General features: G+C 38.4%; 17 protein-coding genes. 3 read left to right on the top strand and 14 right to left on the bottom strand.

Annotated features, from left to right (window positions below):
- Positions 1-76: 76 nt before the first annotated feature.
- From hutH to J7J00_RS21165, 10 genes are all read right to left on the bottom strand, one after another.
- Complete coding sequence (gene hutH, locus J7J00_RS21210; protein WP_214794342.1) at positions 77-1,597, bottom strand: histidine ammonia-lyase; 1,521 nt, start codon at positions 1,595-1,597, stop codon at positions 77-79.
- A gap of 146 nt (positions 1,598-1,743) precedes the next feature.
- Positions 1,744-2,910 (bottom strand): M20/M25/M40 family metallo-hydrolase, encoded by a 1,167-nt coding sequence (locus J7J00_RS21205; protein ID WP_214794340.1) that lies wholly within the window; start codon positions 2,908-2,910, stop codon positions 1,744-1,746.
- Positions 2,911-2,944: 34 nt separating this feature from the next.
- On the bottom strand, positions 2,945-4,195 hold the full coding sequence (gene hutI / locus J7J00_RS21200) for an imidazolonepropionase (protein WP_214794338.1): 1,251 nt from the start codon (positions 4,193-4,195) through the stop codon (positions 2,945-2,947).
- A gap of 571 nt (positions 4,196-4,766) precedes the next feature.
- A complete protein-coding gene (locus J7J00_RS21195) occupies positions 4,767-6,221 on the bottom strand; it encodes a sodium:solute symporter family protein (protein ID WP_214794336.1) in 1,455 nt (484 codons plus the stop codon).
- A complete protein-coding gene (locus J7J00_RS21190) occupies positions 6,218-6,418 on the bottom strand; it encodes a DUF3311 domain-containing protein (protein WP_214794334.1) in 201 nt (66 codons plus the stop codon). The genes J7J00_RS21195 and J7J00_RS21190 overlap by 4 nt, the downstream gene beginning before the upstream one ends.
- A gap of 196 nt (positions 6,419-6,614) precedes the next feature.
- Positions 6,615-8,087 (bottom strand): sodium:solute symporter family protein, encoded by a 1,473-nt coding sequence (locus tag J7J00_RS21185; protein WP_214794332.1) that lies wholly within the window; start codon positions 8,085-8,087, stop codon positions 6,615-6,617.
- Positions 8,087-8,278, bottom strand: coding sequence for a DUF3311 domain-containing protein (locus tag J7J00_RS21180; RefSeq protein WP_098177423.1), 192 nt, complete (start codon positions 8,276-8,278; stop codon positions 8,087-8,089). Before J7J00_RS21180 ends, J7J00_RS21185 begins: the two co-directional genes overlap by 1 nt.
- 13 nt (positions 8,279-8,291) lie before the next feature.
- Positions 8,292-9,470: a M20 metallopeptidase family protein gene (locus tag J7J00_RS21175; protein WP_214794331.1), complete on the bottom strand. Its 1,179-nt coding sequence runs from the start codon at positions 9,468-9,470 to the stop codon at positions 8,292-8,294.
- A 1,011-nt stretch (positions 9,471-10,481) separates the two neighbouring features.
- On the bottom strand, positions 10,482-11,876 hold the full coding sequence (locus J7J00_RS21170; RefSeq protein WP_214794486.1) for an amino acid permease: 1,395 nt from the start codon (positions 11,874-11,876) through the stop codon (positions 10,482-10,484).
- A gap of 340 nt (positions 11,877-12,216) precedes the next feature.
- On the bottom strand, positions 12,217-13,938 hold the full coding sequence (locus J7J00_RS21165) for a urocanate hydratase (protein WP_214794329.1): 1,722 nt from the start codon (positions 13,936-13,938) through the stop codon (positions 12,217-12,219).
- 352 nt (positions 13,939-14,290) lie between these two features.
- Here J7J00_RS21165 and J7J00_RS21160 point away from each other — a divergent pair, with 352 nt between their 5' ends.
- From J7J00_RS21160 to J7J00_RS21150, 3 genes are all read left to right on the top strand, one after another.
- The gene (locus tag J7J00_RS21160; protein ID WP_214794327.1) at positions 14,291-15,997 is read left to right on the top strand and encodes a sigma-54 interaction domain-containing protein; all 1,707 of its coding nucleotides are present in this window, start codon (positions 14,291-14,293) and stop codon (positions 15,995-15,997) included.
- Between the two features lie 568 nt (positions 15,998-16,565).
- Complete coding sequence (locus tag J7J00_RS21155; protein WP_214751313.1) at positions 16,566-16,748, top strand: YolD-like family protein; 183 nt, start codon at positions 16,566-16,568, stop codon at positions 16,746-16,748.
- Positions 16,749-17,445: 697 nt separating this feature from the next.
- Positions 17,446-17,601, top strand: a complete 156-nt coding sequence (locus tag J7J00_RS21150) for a hypothetical protein (protein ID WP_214794325.1) — start codon at positions 17,446-17,448, stop codon at positions 17,599-17,601.
- Positions 17,602-18,316: 715 nt separating this feature from the next.
- Here J7J00_RS21150 and J7J00_RS21145 read toward each other — a convergent pair.
- The 4 genes from J7J00_RS21145 to ureG all read right to left on the bottom strand — a co-directional run bounded on the left by J7J00_RS21145 (position 18,317) and on the right by ureG (position 21,239).
- A complete protein-coding gene (locus J7J00_RS21145; RefSeq protein ID WP_214794323.1) occupies positions 18,317-18,931 on the bottom strand; it encodes a PadR family transcriptional regulator in 615 nt (204 codons plus the stop codon).
- Between the two features lie 86 nt (positions 18,932-19,017).
- Positions 19,018-19,731 (bottom strand): HoxN/HupN/NixA family nickel/cobalt transporter, encoded by a 714-nt coding sequence (locus tag J7J00_RS21140; RefSeq protein WP_214794321.1) that lies wholly within the window; start codon positions 19,729-19,731, stop codon positions 19,018-19,020.
- A 72-nt stretch (positions 19,732-19,803) separates the two neighbouring features.
- Positions 19,804-20,628 (bottom strand): urease accessory protein UreD, encoded by an 825-nt coding sequence (locus J7J00_RS21135; protein ID WP_214794319.1) that lies wholly within the window; start codon positions 20,626-20,628, stop codon positions 19,804-19,806.
- The gene (gene ureG / locus J7J00_RS21130) at positions 20,628-21,239 is read right to left on the bottom strand and encodes an urease accessory protein UreG (RefSeq protein ID WP_214794317.1); all 612 of its coding nucleotides are present in this window, start codon (positions 21,237-21,239) and stop codon (positions 20,628-20,630) included. The genes J7J00_RS21135 and ureG overlap by 1 nt, the downstream gene beginning before the upstream one ends.
- Positions 21,240-21,253 lie beyond the last annotated feature (14 nt).

Here is a 21,253-nt window from a genome sequence, read left to right as displayed (position 1 = left end):
CTTCCTTTCAAAGTGAATTTTGAAAATCATTAGTTAATTTACATATATTTCAAATCACTAAATTCCACTTTAGTTTTTATCTTAATAAATCTTCACGTAAAATAAACTGAGCCAGTTCCTCCATATGATCTGAAATTGCCCGATCACTTTCTAGAGGAGGGCAAATTAGTCGGACTTTCTCTAAATAGTCTCTAGTTGCCTGGGCCAATTGATTTTCAGCTTTTTCCAGATAGATAGCTTGAGAAGCACAAATCATTTCAATCGCTATAACTCTAGCAGAATTGTGAATGATTTCCCGAGCTTGACGGGAGCCAATTGTACCCATGCTGACATGATCTTCCTGGTTTGCCGAAGTTGGAATGGAATCAACACTTGCGGGATGGGCTAATACTTTATTCTCGGAAACTAGTGAAGCCGCTGCATATTGAGCAACCATCAGGCCGCACTCTAAACCAGGATTGACAGCTAAGAAAGGTGACAATCCGCTTAGTTGCGGATTAACAAGCCGTTCTGTTCTTCGTTCAGAAATATTCGCCCACTCAGCTGCAGCTACTTTCAAAAAGTCCATTGAAAGCGCAATCGGCTGGCCATGGAAATGACCTCCTGAGATAATTTCTCCACTTTCTGAAACAATCGGATTGTCAGTGGCGGAGTTCATTTCTACTTTTAAACGCTCCTCAACATAATTAAATGCTTGCCAAGATGCTCCGTGTACTTGCGGGATACAGCGGATGGAATAGGCATCTTGAATGCGTACTTCCCCTTGGCGTGTAATCCTTCTACTGCCTTCCAGCCAATTTCTCATTCTTGAAGCCACGAATTCCAGCTCCGGATGGGGACGGACAGCTAGTAATTCGCTATCAAAGGCAGATATAACCCCATTAAGCGCTTCCATTGTTAAACAAGCTGCCATATCAGCTGCTAGACCGACACGCTCCGCTTCATTAAGCGCAAGCACCCCGACACCAGACATTGCCTGAGTTCCGTTTATTAATGCAAGGCCTTCTTTCGCTTCTAAAGAAACCGGTTTCAATCCAGCCCTTTTTAGTGCTTCCTTACCCTGAAGAATTTCCCCCTTGTATTCTGCTTTACCTTCGCCGACTAGAACGATGGCAATATGAGAAAGCGGTGCGAGGTCTCCGCTAGCACCGACTGAACCTTTACAAGGTACAACCGGGTGAACTCCTTTATTAATCATATCAACAAGAAGCTGCAGCGTTTCTTCCCTAATTCCAGAAAAGCCCTTAGCCAGTGCATTTGCACGTAGTATCATCATCGATCTTACAACCTCAATTGGAAAAGGCTCACCGACACCAACAGCATCTGCGCGTAATAAATTTAACTGTAATTTTGAAATATCCTCTTTTTCAATTTCGATGTTACTGAGTTTGCCGAATCCGGTGTTGACGCCATACACAACTTTCCCGTCATTAATTTGCTTTTCGATTCGTTTGCGGCTCTCTTGTACCCGCAATCGATTTTCTTCGGGAATACAAACCTTTGCGTTGCCATTAACTACCCTTTGTACCTTATAACGATCTAACGTATAACCATCTAATTCAACTAATTCTAAGTCGACTACTCCACTGTTGTGCATACCTTGTCCCACTCCTTTTATTTTTTATCTGAATATTTCATCTTCTTGAAACATTATAAAACTAATTCGGCAAAACACAAAAATAATAATTAAATAATATAGTGGTGAATAAATGTCACTGATTGACTTTTTATACTTCATTCAAATTATGCGTTTTTATGATTTACATACCATTGTTCAATAAGAGCTGCCGTTAATCTACCCGTGTTGACTAAGTTTTCAATACTGATACTCTCTCTGAACGAATGGATATTTTGGAATCCTAACCCTAGCGTCAAACATATTAACCCATTTTCGTTTAACACGTTCGTATCTGCACCACCCAACGTTTCTGTTAAATAAGGGTTGACTTTAATAATTTGAGAAGCGGTTTCTGCCGTTTTCACTAATATATCGTCCTGTGGAATATCAAACCCGCTGTATTTTTTCTCCAATGTAACGTTCACTTTCCCACCGCACTTTTCGGCGGCTTGCTGCATAATCTCTTCCATATGCTTTAGCTGCTCATCTAACTTCTCTTTTGAAAAGCTACGCACTTCCCCAGCAACCTTTACGCTTCCCGGAATAATCGATGTCAAATTACCACCATTAATAATCCCAATATTTGCGAGCGTCTCTTCATCGATTGTGCCTAATCTCATATTTAATAATCCTTCCGCAGCAATCAGAATCGCGCTGTTGCCTTCTTCGGCATTAAGCGCAATATGAGCAGCATTTCCTTCGACTTCCATCAAAATCCGACTACTGTAAGGTCCTTTCAGAATAATTTGACCGACATCACCGCTACTGTCGAAAATATAGCCCGTTTTACTTTTTGCCTTGCTATAATCCAGATAAGTTGCTCCGACAAGCCCAGGCTGCTCATTGACAGTTAAAATAAATTCAATCGGACCGTGTGGAACGCCACTTTCAATAATAGCCTGGACAGCTTCTAAATAAGCCGCCAATGCCGCACGGTCGTCCGCTCCTAAAATGGTTGTACCGTCAGAATAAATAACGCCATCTTTTATGACCGGCTTTAATCCTTCCGTTGGCAGCACAGTATCCATATGTGTTGAGAAAAACAATGAAGGAATTGATGAATCTGTTCCTTCACGCCAAGCAATTAAGTTGCCAACTTCGCCATCAAAGTTTTTATTGGCTTCATCGAATTCAATTGTAAATCCGAGCTTTGGCAGTGCTTTTTTCAAATAATCTGCAACAAGTTTTTCTTTCGTGCTCGGGGCATTAATTTTAGCTAGTTCTAGAAATAAATCTTGTAAACGTTCAGCATTTACATATTCAGCAGCATTAGAGACATGTTTCATATTCATTATTGTTACCTCCATTGTCTATAAATATATTAACTTAGTGATCCACTACGACTTTCCCATTTTTGATAACGGTTTGCACAATATTTGTTCCTAGCTCATAGGCAATATGCTTATATGTCGGGACATCCCAAATCTGCAAATCTGCTAATTTGCCTGTTTCAATCACTCCGCGGTCATTCAAACCGAGAGCTTGTGCTCCACCATACGAAGCAGCCTTTAATGCTTCCTCAATAGAAAATTTATACAATCGACAGGCAAGATTGATGACAAACTGCATTGATTCGGTATAACACGCCGGACATAAATCCGTCGCCAGTGCGATTTTCATACCTAAATCTAGCATCTTGCGGGCATCAAAAGGTCGCTTATGGCTAACAGCAAAGTCTAGAGCAGGCATTAAAACTCCGGTTACTTTTGCCTCTGCCAGTTTTTCCATTACTTCAACCGGTGTATAATTTAAATGGTCAATAGATACCATTTTCATTTCTGCCGCTAAGTCCGAACCGCCAATATAGGAGTAAGCATCTGCATGAATTTTCGGCTTCATCCCATGCTCTAAGCCGGCTTTCAAAATTAATTCAGATTCTACAGCTGTAAAATAACCTTCATCACACCAAACATCACAGAATTCAGCGAGACCTCGCTCACCTACTTGCGGAATCATATCATTAATAATGATGTCCAGATACTCACTTTTCGTCATATTTTCCGGAAAACCGTGCGCGCCTAAAAATGTGTTGAACACGTCAAGAGGCGTTTCTTTGCCCAGCCTTCTGCTTACTTCAAGAATTTTAATTTCACTTTCAGTTGTTAGTCCGTACCCGCTCTTGCTTTCAACCGTTGTGATCCCATATTCAAGCATTGTCAGCAGTCGTTTCTTTGATTGTTCAAATAATTCTTCTTCTGGTGTATTACGAGTAAGTTCGACTGTCCGATTAGGCCCGGTTATAATCCCGACTTTTTTCAATTTTTCCGGATCATTCCCAGTCAGTTTGGCAGCATATTCTTCAACACGTGTTCCATAAAAAACTAAATGGGTGTGGGAATCAACAAAACCAGGTGCAACAACTTTCCCTCTTGCATCAATAACATCTGATTGCTCTATATCAAATTTGCTAATAACCTCTTCTTCGGATCCAACTCCGACAATTTTATCATCTTTGATGGCAATCCAAGCATTTGTTAATGCTCCGATATCCCCCATGCCTTCCCCTATACAAGTAATTACTTCTGCCGCATTACTTATCACTAAATCGACCTTTGTCTTTACTTTCGTTTCGGACATCGTTACTATACCTCCCCCAAAAAATACTGGAACAAACATTTATTAATGCATATTTTGTGCCAAGGTTTCAAAACTATCAATATATTTCAGTTTTATTAGAATTACTAGAAAATATCAGTGGGAAATCTCAAATAGCTTTAAAAAATAACCATTTCTCATTCAAATAACAAACAAAAAACGCAGATAAAATTTGCATACCATTTCAATTCGCATAATTCAATAATAAATAACACTTAACAATATCAATCTTTTTCAGGTGCAAATAACCCTTGCATGCAGAGGTATGCCTCGAGGAAATCACCGAAAGAGCAGATTTCTTTATTCTTTACTGACCTCTTAATACAGCAATGAAAGGGTCTTATAGCCAAACCCTAAAAGTCATATATAAAAAACGCGATTGTTGTATAAAAACGATTCTCTAAAATCAAATCGTAATCATAAGCTAATTTTTATCCAGGACTCAGGACGTCGCTGATCCATTTTTTATACCCATGCAACATGCCGAGTCCTGAGTTTTATAGCCTCACAATTTTAATTATGTTTTAAGACATCCCCTTCAGAATGACTTTGCTTACTGACAACACGAGAACTTCGTGTAGCAAAACTCACAAACAGCCATGACTACGATATTGACAATCAAAGCGATAATTCCGACGTTCATATCTTTAATTTCTTGAGGCAATGTTGGGAATAACGAACCGATTGTTGTCTTAGTTACGGTTGTATAAACAACAGTCGCTGTACCAGCTAAGATTCCCGCGAACGCCCCCTGTTTTGTTACGGAGTTAGTTTGCAATAAGCTAGCGGCCAGTGATGGAAACAGTTGGGTCACCAAGCTTAACCCCATTAGAATGAGAGCGACGATTGTATTTCCGCCATTCAAAGCAAAATATACAGCAATTAGAGCGATAACAGGCACAAGAATCTTTGCTATGTTCACCACTTTGTGATTTGAAGCGGATGGCGAAAAAACTTGGTAAACGTTTTTCGCCAAGAGGGTCGAGGCCGTCATCAAAATCATTGAACCGGGAACAATTGCTGCTAGTAAACCTGCTGCACCGATGACACCGACAAACCAAGGGTCAAACGTTTTGATAGACATGAGCAATAATGCTTGATCAACATCCGGCCCCTTTAAATCCGGAACTTGTAGGATTGCCGCAAATCCAACGAAGAGTACAAGAATGATCATTAATTGATACAACGGCAGGATTATTGCATTTTTACGAAACGCATTTCCGTCTTTGGCTGAATAGACTGCACCGAAATATTGTGGCCACATATAAAAGCCGAGTGAGTACAGTATCAGCGTGGAAATGTACCACGAAACGCTAAACCCCTTATCCGGAAGCATTAGGTGACCGGGCTTCGCGGCATCAATTACTTCAAACATCGATTGGATTCCGCCGTAATAGTGGAACGGAATATAAAACCCCAAAAACAAGACAACAACGAGAATTAAGATATCCTTAACAACGGCCGTCCAAGCAGAACCGTGAATGCCGGAAATCATCACATAGGCGGTTACTGCAATCATCCCAATCCAAATAGCCATCGTCGAAGAAATTGAGCCATAGGACGCAACTGAGACAATAATCCCCAAGCCTTTCAATTGAAGTACGAGATAGGGAATCAAAGCAAACGTCCCCACTAAAGCTACCAGCACCCCTAAATATGGACTATTGTACTTCTTTACAAAAAAGTCCGACTGTGACAGCAAATTATGTTTCTTGGCGTACTTCCAAACAGGAGGCAGTAGAAAATAGGAAACTATGTAACACAGGCTCCCGGTAGCAAGAAAATAAAAAATTGGTCCCCCTATTCCATACGCCCACCCACTGGCACCAAGAAAAGTAAACGTAGAATAAATCTCTCCTGCCATTAATAAGATTAGGAAAAGAGTACCGAACCCTCGGCCCCCGACCGTCCATTCTTCAAGGTTCATATCTTTGCCCCTTCTCGCTCGAATTCCAAGGTAAAGAGATAGGAGCAGGCATCCAAAAATAATGAAGATGGACACGCTCATTCGTTTTCACTCTCCTTTCTCATAGGATCGAATTTATACATAATAGCTAATAGAATGGATGTGAGAACCACCCACAAAACATTCCAAAACAAGAGAAACGGCATGCCAAGTACGTAAGGGGTCACTCTATTAGCGAAAGGGAGCCCTACTAATATACCGATAAATGGAAGTAATGCAAGAAAATAAATAGGTTTCATTGATCCGACCACCTTTTTATCCTCTGAATGAGGAGAATATCGGGCTTCAGCCCATATAGTAGCTTGTCAATAATCCTCGTTGACTGACTATTTTATGTTATTGTTACTTTCGGCGATGTGTCTCATACCATTCTTGAACCCAGGCTGTAAACCTGTTTATAATATTCTGAAAATAACAAATAAAACTATTCTTTGTTTACGAAGAAATTTTTACACTATCAATTTGTTCTTGTAAAACGTTTTTTTTCCTCGTAAAGGCGCTAACCGTAAACATAACGATAATATTGATGAACAAAGCGATGATTCCATTGTCGAGATCCTTTATTGCTTGCGGCAGGGTAGGAAATAATGTTGCCATTGTCGTCCCTGTTAATGTAACATAGGCAACTGTGGAAACACCTGTAAATATCCCGGTGAAAGCACCCTGTACACTAATAGGATTTTTTTGCCACAAACTGAAAAACAGTGCCGGGAACAACTGGGCCACAAACCCGTATGCCATAATCAGTAACATGATGATCATTTCTCCGCCTGCAAAAGTAAAGTAAAGTGCCAGCAACGCGATGATTGGAACTGTAAAGCGGGAAATACGAGAAATCTGTTTATCTGTTGTATCCGGTTTCAATACTTTATAAATATTTTTCGCCAAAAGTGTCGCTGCCGTTATTAACAGCATGGAACTCGGTACAAGTGCTGTTAACAGTCCGGCCGCGCCGATAATTCCGATAAACCACGGATCAAACGTCATTTTGGCCAGTTTAAACAAAGCCAAATCCGTGTTTTCTAATCCTGGTACTTGAAGAACAGCTGCAAAGCCAATAAATAAAACAAATGCTAATACAATTTGGTACAGAGGAGTCATTGCTGCATTACGACGTAATACTTGGGCACTTTTTGCAGATAAGCTCGCACCAAACATGTGCGGCCACATAAACAAACCAAGGGCAAAAAGGATACTAGTAGAAACATACCATGATATACTAAGTCCGGATTCAGGAAGAAGCAAGAAACCAGGTTTTGCCTCATTGATTTGTTGGAACATTGGTTTAAGTCCACCATAGTAGTGATACGGTAAATAAATGGCCATAAATACGATTACAACTAACATAATGATGTCTTTGACAATCGACGTCCACGCTGAACCGTGAATTCCTGAAACGGTGACAAAAAGGGCAACGGAAACCACGCCAATCCAAATCGCAGCAGCCGATGATACAGTACCGTAAGATGCCTCCGACACGATAATTCCTAACCCTTTAAATTGTAGGACAAGGTAAGGAATAATTGAAATGATACCAACAGTAGCCGTGAGAACCCCAAGCTTTGTACTGTTGTACTTACTTGCAAAGAAATCGGATTGCGTTAAAACATTATGTTTTTTTGCATACTTCCAAACAGGAGGCAACAGCCAATACGAAACGATGTAACAGAGAGCACCGAAAACATAAATCATTGGTCCGCCAAGCCCGTAAGCTCCGCCGCTTCCGCCTAGGAAGGTATATGTCGTAAAGTTTTCGCCAGCCATTAGCAGAAACACAAAGATTGTTCCGAATCCGCGACCGCCAACAGCCCATTGCTCCAAGCTCATCTCTTTCCCTTTTCGAGAACGAATTCCTAAATAAATTGATAAAAATAAAGTCGCGGAGAGAATCATAAGAGCTATATTCATTATTCTTCATCCCCCTCATCAGCCGGGTACAATACGTTACTAATCCCCAAAAATACAGCTGTAAGTACTACCCATGATACCGACCAAAATAGAATGAATGGTAACCCGAGAACATACGGCTCCACTCGATTAATAACAGTAAGTGAACCAATAAACGGGATAACAGATAGCAAAATACATATTTTTTTCATAAACTTCCCCCTTCTAAACTGGCTTTTCATTTAAAAGCTTGATTGCAGTATTGACAAGTATGTTCACGCCGATATCGAGTGAATCCTCATCAATCGCAAACTGTGGATGATGAAGAGGATGAACAATCCCCTTCGATTCGTTCCTGACACCGACAAAGAAAAAGCAGCCGGTTGTCTTTTCCAAATAGGCGGAAAAATCTTCTCCGGTCATTAATGGTTTCATTCTTTCAACCGAATCTTCACCGACAACTTCTACCGCTGTTTCGTGAATCATTTTTGTAACGGCATCTGTATTGATCACAGGGCTATAACCGTAGTGATAGTCAAATTCAAATGCTGCGCCATGTGCCTCTGTAATTCCTTTAATTACTTTTTCAAGCATAGCAGGCAATTTTTTTCTCAACTCAGGATTAAAACTCCGTACGGAGCCACCCATTTTTACTTGATCAGGAATCACATTAATCGCCGATTCAGCGACAAATTGCGTAATTGAAATGACAACTGTTTCGAGCGGATCAACATTACGGGAAATAATATATTGTAAATTACTTACAATCTGTGCGGCGATGGCAATACTGTCAACCGAATTTTGCGGAATTGCAGCATGTCCCCCCTTTCCTTTAATGATAAGAGTGAACGTATCTGATGCTGCCATTGCCGGACCATATGTGATCCCAATTTTCCCCACATCAATCATCGGCATTAAATGAAGACCAATAATTTCATCGACTCCATCTAAAACCCCGGATTCAACCAGCTCTTTCGCCCCACCTGGAAATTGCTCTTCAGCATGCTGAAAGATAAAGACAATTTCACCAATAATTTTATCCTGGTTTTGCGAAAGTATTTTGGCAGCCCCTAATAACATCGCCATATGCCCATCATGTCCGCACGCATGCATAACCCCTGTATTCTTTGAAGCAAAATCAACGTTCGTTTCTTCAGTAATAGGTAATGCGTCCATATCCGCCCTAAGTGCGATGGTCCTCCCCGGCTTATTTCCTTTTAGTTTTGCTATGACACTATTTTTTATCGGTTTGGATACTTCAAGGTTTCCGAACGAGAGAAGCGTTTTATAAACGAAGTGCGATGATTTTTCTTCCTCATAAGAAAGTTCCGGATACATATGTAAATATCTGCGCCATTTAATTACTTCCTCCTTAATCTGGATTTTCTGAAGTGCTACGCTCATTCCTTTTCCCCCCTTCTATTCAGTATTATTGGAAATTCAATTTTCTTGTTTTACTTTTAAGCTTCCTATTTAATGGATAAAAACTTTTAAGGCTGGCACTTTTCTTTTAAAGTCGGATGCTTATAATTTTTCGATCAAACCAGCAAAAGTGATGCTCACAAGCTCAACTTTGTTTGTAATCCTGATAACGAGACGTTCCTGTTCATAAGGAGTGAATTGTATCTATCTTTTTTTGTAGAATTATGATTATTTCATCTAATTGTTAGTTTATTTTTATGATATTTGGATGAGACTCTTATCCTTGCTATTTTGTACATGTCCTGCCAATCTTGTTTATACTCTTAATTAAATCCAGCGCATTCTTCAAAATCATGAATCTTCTATCCTTTCTACCATTTATCAAATCTTGTTAATCTAGAAATTCTAAGCGAACTTCATAAGATTAAAATAAGCTTTGATTATCTATTTTTCTGCTACTCTAACATCCAGAAATCAACATTTAAACTTTATCTTAATTCCTGACTTTTTATAAAACGGATATTATGCTCCTAATATACCGATGAGCATGGCAGAATACGAGGCCTTAGTGCCAGTCAGCTCTAGAATCCATGTAAAGAGATAATCAAGTGAAATTTAATTCTTTCCATTAAGTTGAATGGCACTATAACCTGAAAACTTTAAAAAAACTTATGATTTGAATGCATCATTTGCTCCTGATCTTGAGCAGATTAAACCTCTTAATTATTGATTGTTTTTTTATGATTACTCATCTTTCCCAAACTTTAAAAAGGCAGTTTCCTTCCATGTTTTTTGGAATAGCAAACGAACGTAAATATTGATTCTCTTAAACTCTTTATTTTTTGTTTTGTTACTCATCACAGTCATCACCTCTGCTTTAACTGTATGAGGTTTCGATGGACGTCAAAATACCATGCCAGTAAAAAGCACTTGGAAAGAACATTTTACAAATATTGTTCTATAGTATGGATAGCAAATTATTTCCATCCGAAATCACTTGTTTTGCTGCTCTTTGAAATCAATCATACATTCTTCTAACGGGATTACTTTCGTTTTCTTTATAAATTTATAGCTGAGCCACAACAAGAGAAACAATGGGAGGCCAATATAGGCTGCCAAAACGTTTTTCCAATCGATATGTCCACTAATAAAACCTTCAAAGTTTTGCCCGAGCAAGATGACTAAGCAAAGGGCGAAGGCAAATATCGGTCCGAAAGGAAACCATTTTGCACGATAAGGCAGATCTTTAAGTGAATAACCTTGTGCAACATATGCTTTCCGGAATCGGTAATGACTCGCAGCAATACCGAGCCAAAAAATAAATGTCGTGATTCCGACTGAATGCATCAGCCAGATATAAATTGTTCCGTCGCCAAAGATGGATGCTAAAAAAGCTAGCATTCCGATAATCGCTGTGGCTACCAAAGCTATGACGGGAACACCTCGTTTGTTTACTTTAGCTAAAAATCGTGGCGCTTGTCCCTCTTGAGCCATGGCATACATGATTCGGCTTGTCACGTAAAGGCATCCGTTACCAGCTGACAATACAGAAGTTAAAATAACCGCATTCATAGCTGAAGCTGCAAGAGCGAACCCTGCTTTTTCAAACACGATGGTAAACGGGCTAGCCATGACCGTAGAGTTTTGAAGACTTCCGTTCGTATAAGGAACGAGAAACGAGATAACTATGATGGCCAGTACATAAAACAGAAGAATTCTCCAAAAGACGGTGCGAACTGCACGCGGTACATTTTTTGTAGGATTCTCACTTTCCCCAGCAGCGACACCGATGCACTCTGTCCCTGAGAAGGAAAAACCTGCAATTAACAATATGCTTAAGGTGCCAAGTGTACCCCCTACAAACGGAGCTTCTCCAGTGGTAAAGTTTTTAAATCCGACTGGCTGGCCATTCATGATTCCAAAAATCATCAATGTTCCAACAACAATGAAGATAATAATCGTTGCCACCTTAATAAAGGAAAACCAATACTCCCCTTCACCAAACCCTTTAACAGATAAAAAGTTTAATAAGAAAAGTAGCATTAAAAACAACCCACTCCATAACAATGACGAACTATCGGGAAACCAGTATTTCATAATCAGTGCAGAAGCAGATAATTCTGCAGCGAGTGTCATAGCCCAAGCAAACCAATAGTTCCAACCAAAAGCAAACCCAAGGGCGGGATCAATAAATCGTGTTGCATACGTACTAATCGAACCGCTTGTCGGCATAAACGAGGCCAGTTCTCCAAGACTTGTCATAACAAAATAAACCATAATGCCAATCACGCTATATGCAAGTAAAACTCCACCCGGGCCCGCTGTATGGATGGCCGGACCGGTTCCAAGAAAAATTCCAGTTCCGATAGTACCCCCCAACGCAATCATCGTAATATGGCGTGCTTTTAATTTTTTTTGTAAGCTAACCGATGACTCATTTTGTTCCACATTTGATGAAAATTGCAGCTGTTGATTATCCAAACTAATACCCCTTTAAAATCTTTTGAAGAAATGTGTTACTGCATTAATTTAAAAGGAACCCATATAGGCTGAACGAATACCTAAAAAGCATAACCCTGCTTCAATTACTAAAATTCACCTCCACTCTATCTACCAGTAAATTTTTAATAATCTTTTCCCTTTCTCCTTTCACTTATTTTTAAATATTATTAAGGATAAAGAATGGTAGAGATCATTCGGACCTCTACCATCTTTGTTTTTGCACGTGTTACGCTTTAACGTTTTCCGGCTCTAAATCTTTCGGACCGAATGTTGCTTTTGGTGACCACCATAATGGAATTTGGATGCTTTCTTTCGTTAATTTACCTTTACCATTGGCAACATTTTGAGCAATTTCATAACCAGCTTGAGCATGACGGACAACACCGATACCAGAATCAACTGTCATCGCAACTTCCAGTCTCATGTCAGATTCAGCTGTTCCATCAGCAATCATCGTTACACCCGTATGAACCGCCTCACCCATGGAATAATTAGCTTGAAGGGCGATTAAATCGCACATACCAACTGCGTTTAGAAGTCCATTCAATACCGGCCAATCAGAGATTAAGTCACTTCCATCTTTCATGTTTTCAGATTCAAATGTTGGATTCACGATTGAACCGGAATCCAGATTATCACGTGAGAATGCAACAGGACCGGATAACTCTCCTCGGCGAATCATATCATTTACTTCTAATGCAAAAGCTTTACGTTGACCAAATCCCATGTAACAAATACGAGCTGGCAATGCTTCAATTGGAATATGCTTTTTCGCAAGTTTAATCCAGTGAGTTACGAGATAGTCATCACTAAATTTTTCTAAGATCATATCATCAATTTTCCTTAAATCATCTGCTTCTCCTGATAAACAAATCCATCGGAAAGGTCCACGGCCTTCACAGAAGAGCGGGCGAAGATATTCAGCCACGAATCCCGGTAAACGCTTAGCTTCTTTCTCATCCATTCCTGCATCTATACACTCTTTACGGTGACTCGTACCATATTCAAAGGAATGTACACCGAGGTCCATAAATTTGATTAACGCTTTCAACTCACGAACCATCGTGTCTCGTGCTTTTTCTAAGTAAAGTTCACGATTGGAATCACGAAGCTCTTCTGCTTCTTCAACCGTATAACCAGAAGGTAAGTAGGAAATCGGATCATGTCCAGGAGTCATTGATGTTGTGATATCTGGCATGAATCCCTTTTGAATAACTTCTTCAAAAATATCAGCTGCATTTCCAACAACTGCCACACCGAGTGGTTTCCCTTCTGTTGCATGCTGTGTTGCGATGGCAATCGCCTCATCCAATGAATCAGCTAATACATCAATAAAGCCTTTTTCAATCCTTCTATTGATAATCTCTGCGTTGGAGTCACATAGTATAGCAACACCGCCATGCATCGTCATTGCTCTTGTTTGGTTTCCTCCCATACCGCCTGCACCAGCTGTTAAAAGGATTTTCCCAACGAGTGAATCATTGTAATGAAGACGGGCAATCGCCGATAATGTTTCAAATGTCCCCTGAATAACTCCTTGTGTCCCGATGTACTCCCATGGAGCTGCAGTATAGTTTGCATACATCGTTAAGTTCTTATCTTGTAAATCATAGAAAGTCGGCCAGTCTGCTTTCATTATGTTTGTCGTTGCCATCACAACTGTCGGAGCATATTTATGCGTCTTAAAAATGGCAACTGGCATCCCGGATTGAACCACAAGCGTTTCATTATCTTCAAGTTCCTTTAATGATTTAACAATGGCGTGGTAAGATTCCCAGTTACGCGCTGCTTTACCGATTCCTCCATATATGACAAGCTCTTCTGGCTTTTCTGCATTTTCCATATTGTTTTCAAGCATCCGTAAGATAGATTCTTGTCTCCAACCTTTACAACGAAGTTCTGGTCCTCTTTGCGCTTTGACTGAATATAAGATTTCTGGCTTTGACATGTATAATTCCCCCTGATTTAAATGTTTTTTGGAACTCACTTTATATATTGCAAATACTGTGCCAACAAATGTCTGTATATGTACATTTTTGTTTTTTAAGCTATAACACAGATAGTAACGGCCATGTGCTTTAGAAGATAAATTTATTAAATTACAAATTATGGTATTTTATCCCTATTTTTGCGCAGATGTTATTTGCATCTATTTGAGCAAAAATTCATTTTCATACCACTGAAATTGGGAACAGTTGCAAAACTATAGGTGCAGATAAAGATTGCACGCATGCTATTTGAAATATTCGGAATTAATGTTATATTCAGTTAAGTAAATGTGAATCAGGGAGGATGGAATTTTGATTGCTGCATCGATAGGTTCATTAATGAGAAGCTTTGTGGACGCTGTTATCGTCTTAAATGAATATCATGAGATTTTATGGCATGACACTGATGGGGTTTCCCTTGAAGTAATTGATGGTATTCATATATCTAAATTCATCCCTTGCGAAGAAGTGGGGTTTTTAGAGCACGAGACATTTTCAATTATAGTGAACGATAGGAGATTGTTATTTGATGTGAAGAAGTTTACTGCAGATAATCCATACACGATCCTATGTATTGAAGATATAAATTTAATGACCAATCCAAAGATGCGATTATTTTGCCTTGAGAAAATTATTGAAACACTTGATGAAGGGGTGATGATGAGTAACCAGGACGGGGAAATCACTCTTTACAATTTGGCACAGGAAAAAATGGAGGGGTTGAATAAACTAGATATTATGGGCAAGCATCTATGGTCTGTCTATGATTATAATCCGCAAAACTCCGAGCATAAACACACCTTTAAAACTGGAAAACCGATTTTTTCAAGATACCGAGCACATTCAAAAGTTAATGGGATTCCCAAATATGTGAATTATAGTACGTTTCCGATTCAAAAGGATGGGGTAACGATTGCTGTTTTCTCTCTTAGTACGAATGAGTCCAGGCTTAAGGATAGGCTTCATCAAACTATTGAGGAAAAAAGACAAACAATTGATACAAGTATGAACCTATTGGATTCAAAGAATGGGACCACCTTTACTTTTAACCATATTAAAGGTAAAAGTCTTGCACTAAAAAACTTAATTAAGGAAGCACAAAATATTTCAGTACATAATACCGATGTTTTAATTATCGGTGAAACTGGGACAGGGAAAGAATTGTTTGCTCAAAGTATGCATAATCACAGTCCTAGAGTTAATAGTCCGTTCGTGGCAATCAACTGTGCAGCAATACCAGAAAACCTGCTGGAAAGTACCTTATTTGGAACGGTTAAAGGAGCCTTTACCGGATCGACAAACCAAATAGGGCTATTTGAATATGCAAAGGATGGCACCCTATTCCTGGATGAAATAAACTCAATGCCAATGACTTTACAAACTAAGCTTATGCGAGTTTTACAGGAGCGCGTAGTCCGAAGAGTCGGATCCAATGATATTACCCCTATTCAATGTACAGTCATCAGTGCATCAAACGAAGATCCCGAGAAACTGATTTTAGAAGGAAAAATGCGTCTTGACTTGTTTTATAGAATTGCACACACAAGTCTCTACATCCCTTCTTTAAGGGAGCGCACAGAAGATATTCACTTTTTTATAGAATATTTTCTAAACTCCTATCAGGAGAAATTCAACAAGTCTGTTCCGTCTCTTTCAAAAACATTGCAAATGACTCTTCTCCAATATCATTGGCCTGGAAATACACGAGAACTGGAGCATTTAATCGAGAACTTAATTATAAGAGTAAGTGAAACTGATCAAGCCATTGAGGTAGACCATCTTCCCGCTTATATGAGAACAAAAATCTTTGTTGACCAAAAGGATAAATCCAAAGAATTAAAAGGGACTGAAAAGAAACCTTTTAAGTCTATTTTTACGAACTCTCAAGAGCACTTTATCCAAAAGACCTTGGAACAAACAGACTGGAACATATCACAAGCTGCTAGGAAACTTGGGATTACCCGGCAAAGCCTTCAGTACCATATTAAAAAGCATGGAATCATCAATCCACATTTATAAAAAAGGAAAAGATCATTTCTACTCGTTTTAAAGGTAGTTAACTTTAATCCTATTTACAAAAAACTTGAATACCCATTAAAAGAATAAGATCCTCTATGTAAGAAATAATTTTATAAAGCTTTAATAAAGGGCGAAACTTTGGAAAAATCCTTAGATTTAAACAAATTTATATGTATATTTTAAAAATGCAGTTAAGTATTTTAAATCAAATATTAAACCACCATATTAAACCTCGTCCTAAAATCAGGACGGGGTTATGAGTTTGAGGTTTTAAAATTATATGACTTTATTGTCACTTTACAATATAACCTTTAATTAGTATTTTACGAATTGTTTAACTGAAACAACTCCCGGCTTAAGACCATTATGTGAGTTTAAAATATCCAACAGAAAAATATTGATATTTTCACACAACGTTCAAACGTTAATGAAAACGCTTTCAATTATTGGTGTATACTATATGTTATACTACCGATTGTTGCACTAAGTTTTTTACTAATCATCATAAATAAATGATTTCTAGCATAAAAGTAACTTTTATAAAGCCAGATAGGAAGGAGATGATCAGATGATATTAAAATCATTAAAAAAAAATGGGATAATGACAATCACTTATTTTAAAGATGGGTTTTTAGAAACATGTAAAGGCAATATGTATAAACTTAACCTTAATGAACAAACCCTGTCCATAAAGGATAATAATCAAAAGATCTTCTCCATTCGTTTATCTCACATCAAGGAAATACATTAACTTAGATAGAAACGGCCTTAGAGGAAAATCGAGGCTTTCAAGAAAATCCATCTTTATATTGATGCTTACAGAGCCAGATTAGTGTCAATCTCCCCCGATATGGACTTTCCCATCTAACCAGATGGGAAACATCCATACTTACTAATTCTTCCGTGTGTTGGTTTCAACCCTACAATCTCACTGAGGCAGGAATCTGTTTTTTCGGTTTAGCCTTCATCTGTTCCCCTATTTCAGCAAATTCCATTTGCTAATGCGCACTTTTTAATTCCTTCTTTAAAAACTAATTCTACCGTACATAAAAAGAACGATTGGATACAAAACCGTCCTTCACTTTCCCGAAATGATTTTCAGCAATTTTCATAAAAGCTGCGGTTCGTGTGCAAATATGACTTGTTAAAAACATAGAAACTCAATATACATTTCATCTATGAACTATTGCTACTCCAAATAATTTATTATGAATTCAATCTTACTTTGGACAGACCTCTTATAATCAGTATTATGTAAACTAATACATCACTAATCACTAATCACTAATCACTAATCACTAATCACTAATCACTAATCACTAATGCATTAATATTGAAAGGATCAATATTATCATGTACCCTTTGAATAAATTTATTTCTTTCTTGTTCGTCCTCAAATTGGGCTTTCATCATTCCGTCGGGGTAATGATATAACGTGGTCCGAGATAGTGAAACAATTTCCACAACCTGCTGGATCTAAACCAGCCTGGAACTATTATACATATAAAAATGAGGTATTCGATTATGAGTCCAAACCTGGATTTGATGTCAATCGTGACTTTAATCCACACTTAGATTATGTCCCTCAACCAAAGCATATATGAGATGTGCAAATAACTATAATTATAATTTTTCCCGACAACTTAATGTAGCGGTATAAGCAAAATTATGGGAATCCTCCATATGGAAATATCTCACTATACCCACAAAATCAAAATTTACCTGGTACAGCTTTAGGAGCTTTTGTCCTTAACGGAAGTGGGACGGTTCTTTTTGAAGTTAAAGGTCAAACACAATCGATGGGACAAAAAAAACAGGACAACTGGTTAAAGCTGTTGAAAGAGCTTTATACGGAATTATCAGTGGAGTTTCAGAAGGATTTGTTTATAACATCAATCCCGAAAAATACGAGTCAATTCCTTTAACTAAGGGTAGCAATAATAAATAACGGGAAGCCTAGGTATTTATCGGTTTCCCGTTTTTAGTACGTACAGTGTTAAACTGTATATACGGGTATTCTCTTAAATTAAGAGGAGGTTAATGACTCCCTCACTACAATAACTTCGCAAATTTCTACAAGGTATGTATAAGAGAAAGTATGAGGAAATAATTCAGCTTGATATTTTCCTGTTAAAAAGAAATATTTCAATATCTCGCCTCTTGAATAATTATAATATGGATAAGAAAATTACCTAACAACTCCAAATGGAGGGCCGTTGCTTGTTGGCAGCAGCCTTTTTGGTATTGGCTTTAATAATTAAGCTTTTATTGATTGCGATGCACAGGCACCGAAACAAAATTGGAGTTTTTTGATTGTAGTCAAGTGATCAAGAACATGTCTTGAATGATATTAAGTTTTCCTGCAATGATTCCTAACAATGGGAGATTGTTTAAACTTGCTTTCTCAATCAAATTCAGAACCCACTTACACCATAAAATTTCTTCTTTATCTAACATACTCCTTCTATTAAAAAGAATATAACGACCAAAATTTTTAGACGTCATTTCTAAACCATTCTTCTCATGTGTTTGTTCAATTCCGGCTATATTTTCATCTCGCATAGCCACCGTTTTTTCTAATTTGGAAATTCGATCCTGAATTAATTTTTTCGCATTTTTCTCATCTGATAACCAAATAGAATAAATCTTAACAAGAAATTCATCTCGAATAATGAAATCGGATGGAGATTCGGTGACCCATTTTTCTAATTTTTTTCTTCCTTTTTCTGTGATTGAATATACTTTTTTATCAGGTTTACCAGATTGTTGTATATGTTCAAATTCCAAGAGCCCATTCTTCTCCATTTTGGTTAACAGAGGATATACTTGACTATGCTTTGCAGGCCATAATACCTCTAGATATCCAACTAATTGATAGCCGGAGCATGGTTTTCTACCAAGCGAACTAAGAATCGCATACCCAAGATTATTCATATAATCCCCTTTCATCCGTATATAGCGGTCAACATATAGTGTGATGTTAGCACGATCCTATCCAACATTCCCTACTGAACTTTTTCTTAAAACCAAAGGTTAAACAATCCTTCATTAACCCCTAAATTATACATATAGTAAATTCCAAAAAACGTACTAATTGCGCCCATAGTGAATACAAGTGTACTACTAATTTTAACACGTTTCACACTTAGCACAAAAGGGATACCAATAATCGTAGTGAAAAAAAGCATACCCACGACCGTTCCTACTCCAAATAAAAGGATATAAATAGCCGCTTCCCAAACACTCTTTACTGTACTCATCGTTAATATAACTATAGCACCACTTCCTGCAAGGCCATGGACTAGGCCAATAAACATCGATTTCAAATATGAAGAATGTTTATGTTGGTGTTTATGCTTATGTTTACCATCATGTTCATGGGCATGAACATGATTATGTTCATCTCCATCATGTGCATGCTTATGTACATGAATATTTTTGAAAGAAAGGATTGTTTTAACTCCAAGATAAACAAGCATGATTCCTACTAAAAATTCTAAGGACATCGCCCATTTCTCTGGTATTTCTCCCTTCATAAGAATGAGAATAATACCAACTATAAATAGTGTTGCCGTATGGCCTATCCCCCAAAACACTCCTGCCAGGGAAGCGTGCCATAACTTTTTGCTTTGACTTGCAATTGTTGATACTGCTATCACATGATCAGGCTCAATTGCATGCCTAATTCCCAAAATAAAACCTAGTGCTAAAACTGAAAACAATGTTGTATCCATAAATTATTCTCCTTCGAACTCTTTGTCTCGTATAAAAAACCCGGCAACCTTTTTATTGCCGGGTTCTACGTATTAATACTTTCTTAGAAAACACGGTTTGGTGTTAAACCACTCTTGACTAATAATTCGATGACACTCAGTAAAGATTTTCTCTATTACTTGTGTCGAGTTAGCTAACACGCGAACCGTAAATCCTTGTATAGATAATAAAGATAGGCCTACTTTATATCGATCTGTATTCTCATAAATAGCCTGATATAACCGATCAAGGAGGTCATGGCTTGTTTGTTCGCCGACCACAATCATGGAACCTAAATGCGAAAACCCTTCCATGAAGCCAATCTTCTCCATATTTTGGACAGCAGGATTCAATTGGATATGATCATAGGCCACAAGCTCATCGTCCATATAAATTTCATTGATGAATTGAAGCCGATTATAACTGAAACGATCTCCATCCGGAGACCACCCGGGGGTTAAAATGTCAGAATAAAGGAAGGTTGCCCCTTTCTCCATGCGAATGACATTTTTTTGTTTATAGCGTGCGTCCTGATACATAATCAGGGGATCCGGGATATACTCGAGATGACTTCCAGACTTAAGAAAAATTTCTGTTTCCTGATAGGCATGGGTATTGGGTGTCTTATAAACCTTTGTTGCGGATTGTGTCGTTAAGGTTAGTCTCGCTTGTTTCTCGAGCGTAATTTGCATTTTATAGCGATCTCCGTCTAAATAGCCTCCACCGGGGTTCAATATATAATAACAAGCTTGTCCAGAGTCGTCATGATAAACCGGACGCATCACTTTCAATGCGCCCTGGAAATATACATTTTTCGCTACAGTCTTTCCAATCCGATCTTCGACATCTAAACGCAAAACTCCAGTCCAGTCTTCCATTATTCCAATCCTTTTAATAATGCATTCTTCTTAAGCCAGTCGATGACCTGATCAAGCCCCGTGCTATCTTTTAAATTGGTAAAAACAAACGGTTTATTTCCGCGAAAAACCTTCGTATCAGACTCCATCACTTCGAGGCTTGCGCCAACGAAAGGAGCTAAATCCGTTTTATTAATGATGAATAAATCTGATTTAATCATCCCTTGGCCGCCTTTACGCGGAATTTTTTCTCCTTGAGCTACATCAATAATATAGATGGAGAAATCCACAAGCTCTGGGCTGAAAGTCGCCGCAAGGTTATCGCCTCCGCTTTCCACAAAAATGAGCTCCACGTCCGGATGCTTCTCTTTTAATTCATCGATAGCCGCAAAATTCATGGAGGCATCTTCACGAATAGCTGTGTGCGGGCATCCGCCTGTTTCAACCCCAATAATGCGGTCTGCCGGTAGGACTCCATTATGCATTAAAAATTTAGCATCTTCTTTTGTATAAATATCATTCGTCACAACGGCCATGCTGATTTCACCGTCTAAATGACGGGTTAGCTTTTCAACTAACATCGTTTTTCCGGCTCCAACAGGTCCGCCTACTCCGATTTTAATCGGTTCCATACAACAACACTTCC

Origin of the sequence: Bacillus sp. ISL-4, from assembly GCF_018613275.1 — a bacterium.
Taxonomy (GTDB): domain Bacteria; phylum Bacillota; class Bacilli; order Bacillales; family DSM-1321; genus Peribacillus; species Peribacillus simplex_E.
This window is presented reverse-complemented; position numbering and strand designations above follow the sequence as displayed.

Coding starts and splice junctions, on each gene's coding strand:
- hutH (WP_214794342.1), bottom strand. CDS start 1,597: ATGCACAACAGTGGAGTAGTCGACTTAGAATTAGTTGAATTAGATGGT.
- J7J00_RS21205 (WP_214794340.1), bottom strand. CDS start 2,910: ATGAATATGAAACATGTCTCTAATGCTGCTGAATATGTAAATGCTGAA.
- hutI (WP_214794338.1), bottom strand. CDS start 4,195: ATGTCCGAAACGAAAGTAAAGACAAAGGTCGATTTAGTGATAAGTAAT.
- J7J00_RS21195 (WP_214794336.1), bottom strand. CDS start 6,221: ATGAGCGTGTCCATCTTCATTATTTTTGGATGCCTGCTCCTATCTCTT.
- J7J00_RS21190 (WP_214794334.1), bottom strand. CDS start 6,418: ATGAAACCTATTTATTTTCTTGCATTACTTCCATTTATCGGTATATTA.
- J7J00_RS21185 (WP_214794332.1), bottom strand. CDS start 8,087: ATGAATATAGCTCTTATGATTCTCTCCGCGACTTTATTTTTATCAATT.
- J7J00_RS21180 (WP_098177423.1), bottom strand. CDS start 8,278: ATGAAAAAAATATGTATTTTGCTATCTGTTATCCCGTTTATTGGTTCA.
- J7J00_RS21175 (WP_214794331.1), bottom strand. CDS start 9,470: ATGAGCGTAGCACTTCAGAAAATCCAGATTAAGGAGGAAGTAATTAAA.
- J7J00_RS21170 (WP_214794486.1), bottom strand. CDS start 11,876: ATGATTGCGTTGGGGGGTACTATCGGAACTGGAATTTTTCTTGGAACC.
- J7J00_RS21165 (WP_214794329.1), bottom strand. CDS start 13,938: ATGTCAAAGCCAGAAATCTTATATTCAGTCAAAGCGCAAAGAGGACCA.
- J7J00_RS21155 (WP_214751313.1), top strand. CDS start 16,566: ATGATATTAAAATCATTAAAAAAAAATGGGATAATGACAATCACTTAT.
- J7J00_RS21145 (WP_214794323.1), bottom strand. CDS start 18,931: ATGAATAATCTTGGGTATGCGATTCTTAGTTCGCTTGGTAGAAAACCA.
- J7J00_RS21140 (WP_214794321.1), bottom strand. CDS start 19,731: ATGGATACAACATTGTTTTCAGTTTTAGCACTAGGTTTTATTTTGGGA.
- J7J00_RS21135 (WP_214794319.1), bottom strand. CDS start 20,628: ATGGAAGACTGGACTGGAGTTTTGCGTTTAGATGTCGAAGATCGGATT.
- ureG (WP_214794317.1), bottom strand. CDS start 21,239: ATGGAACCGATTAAAATCGGAGTAGGCGGACCTGTTGGAGCCGGAAAA.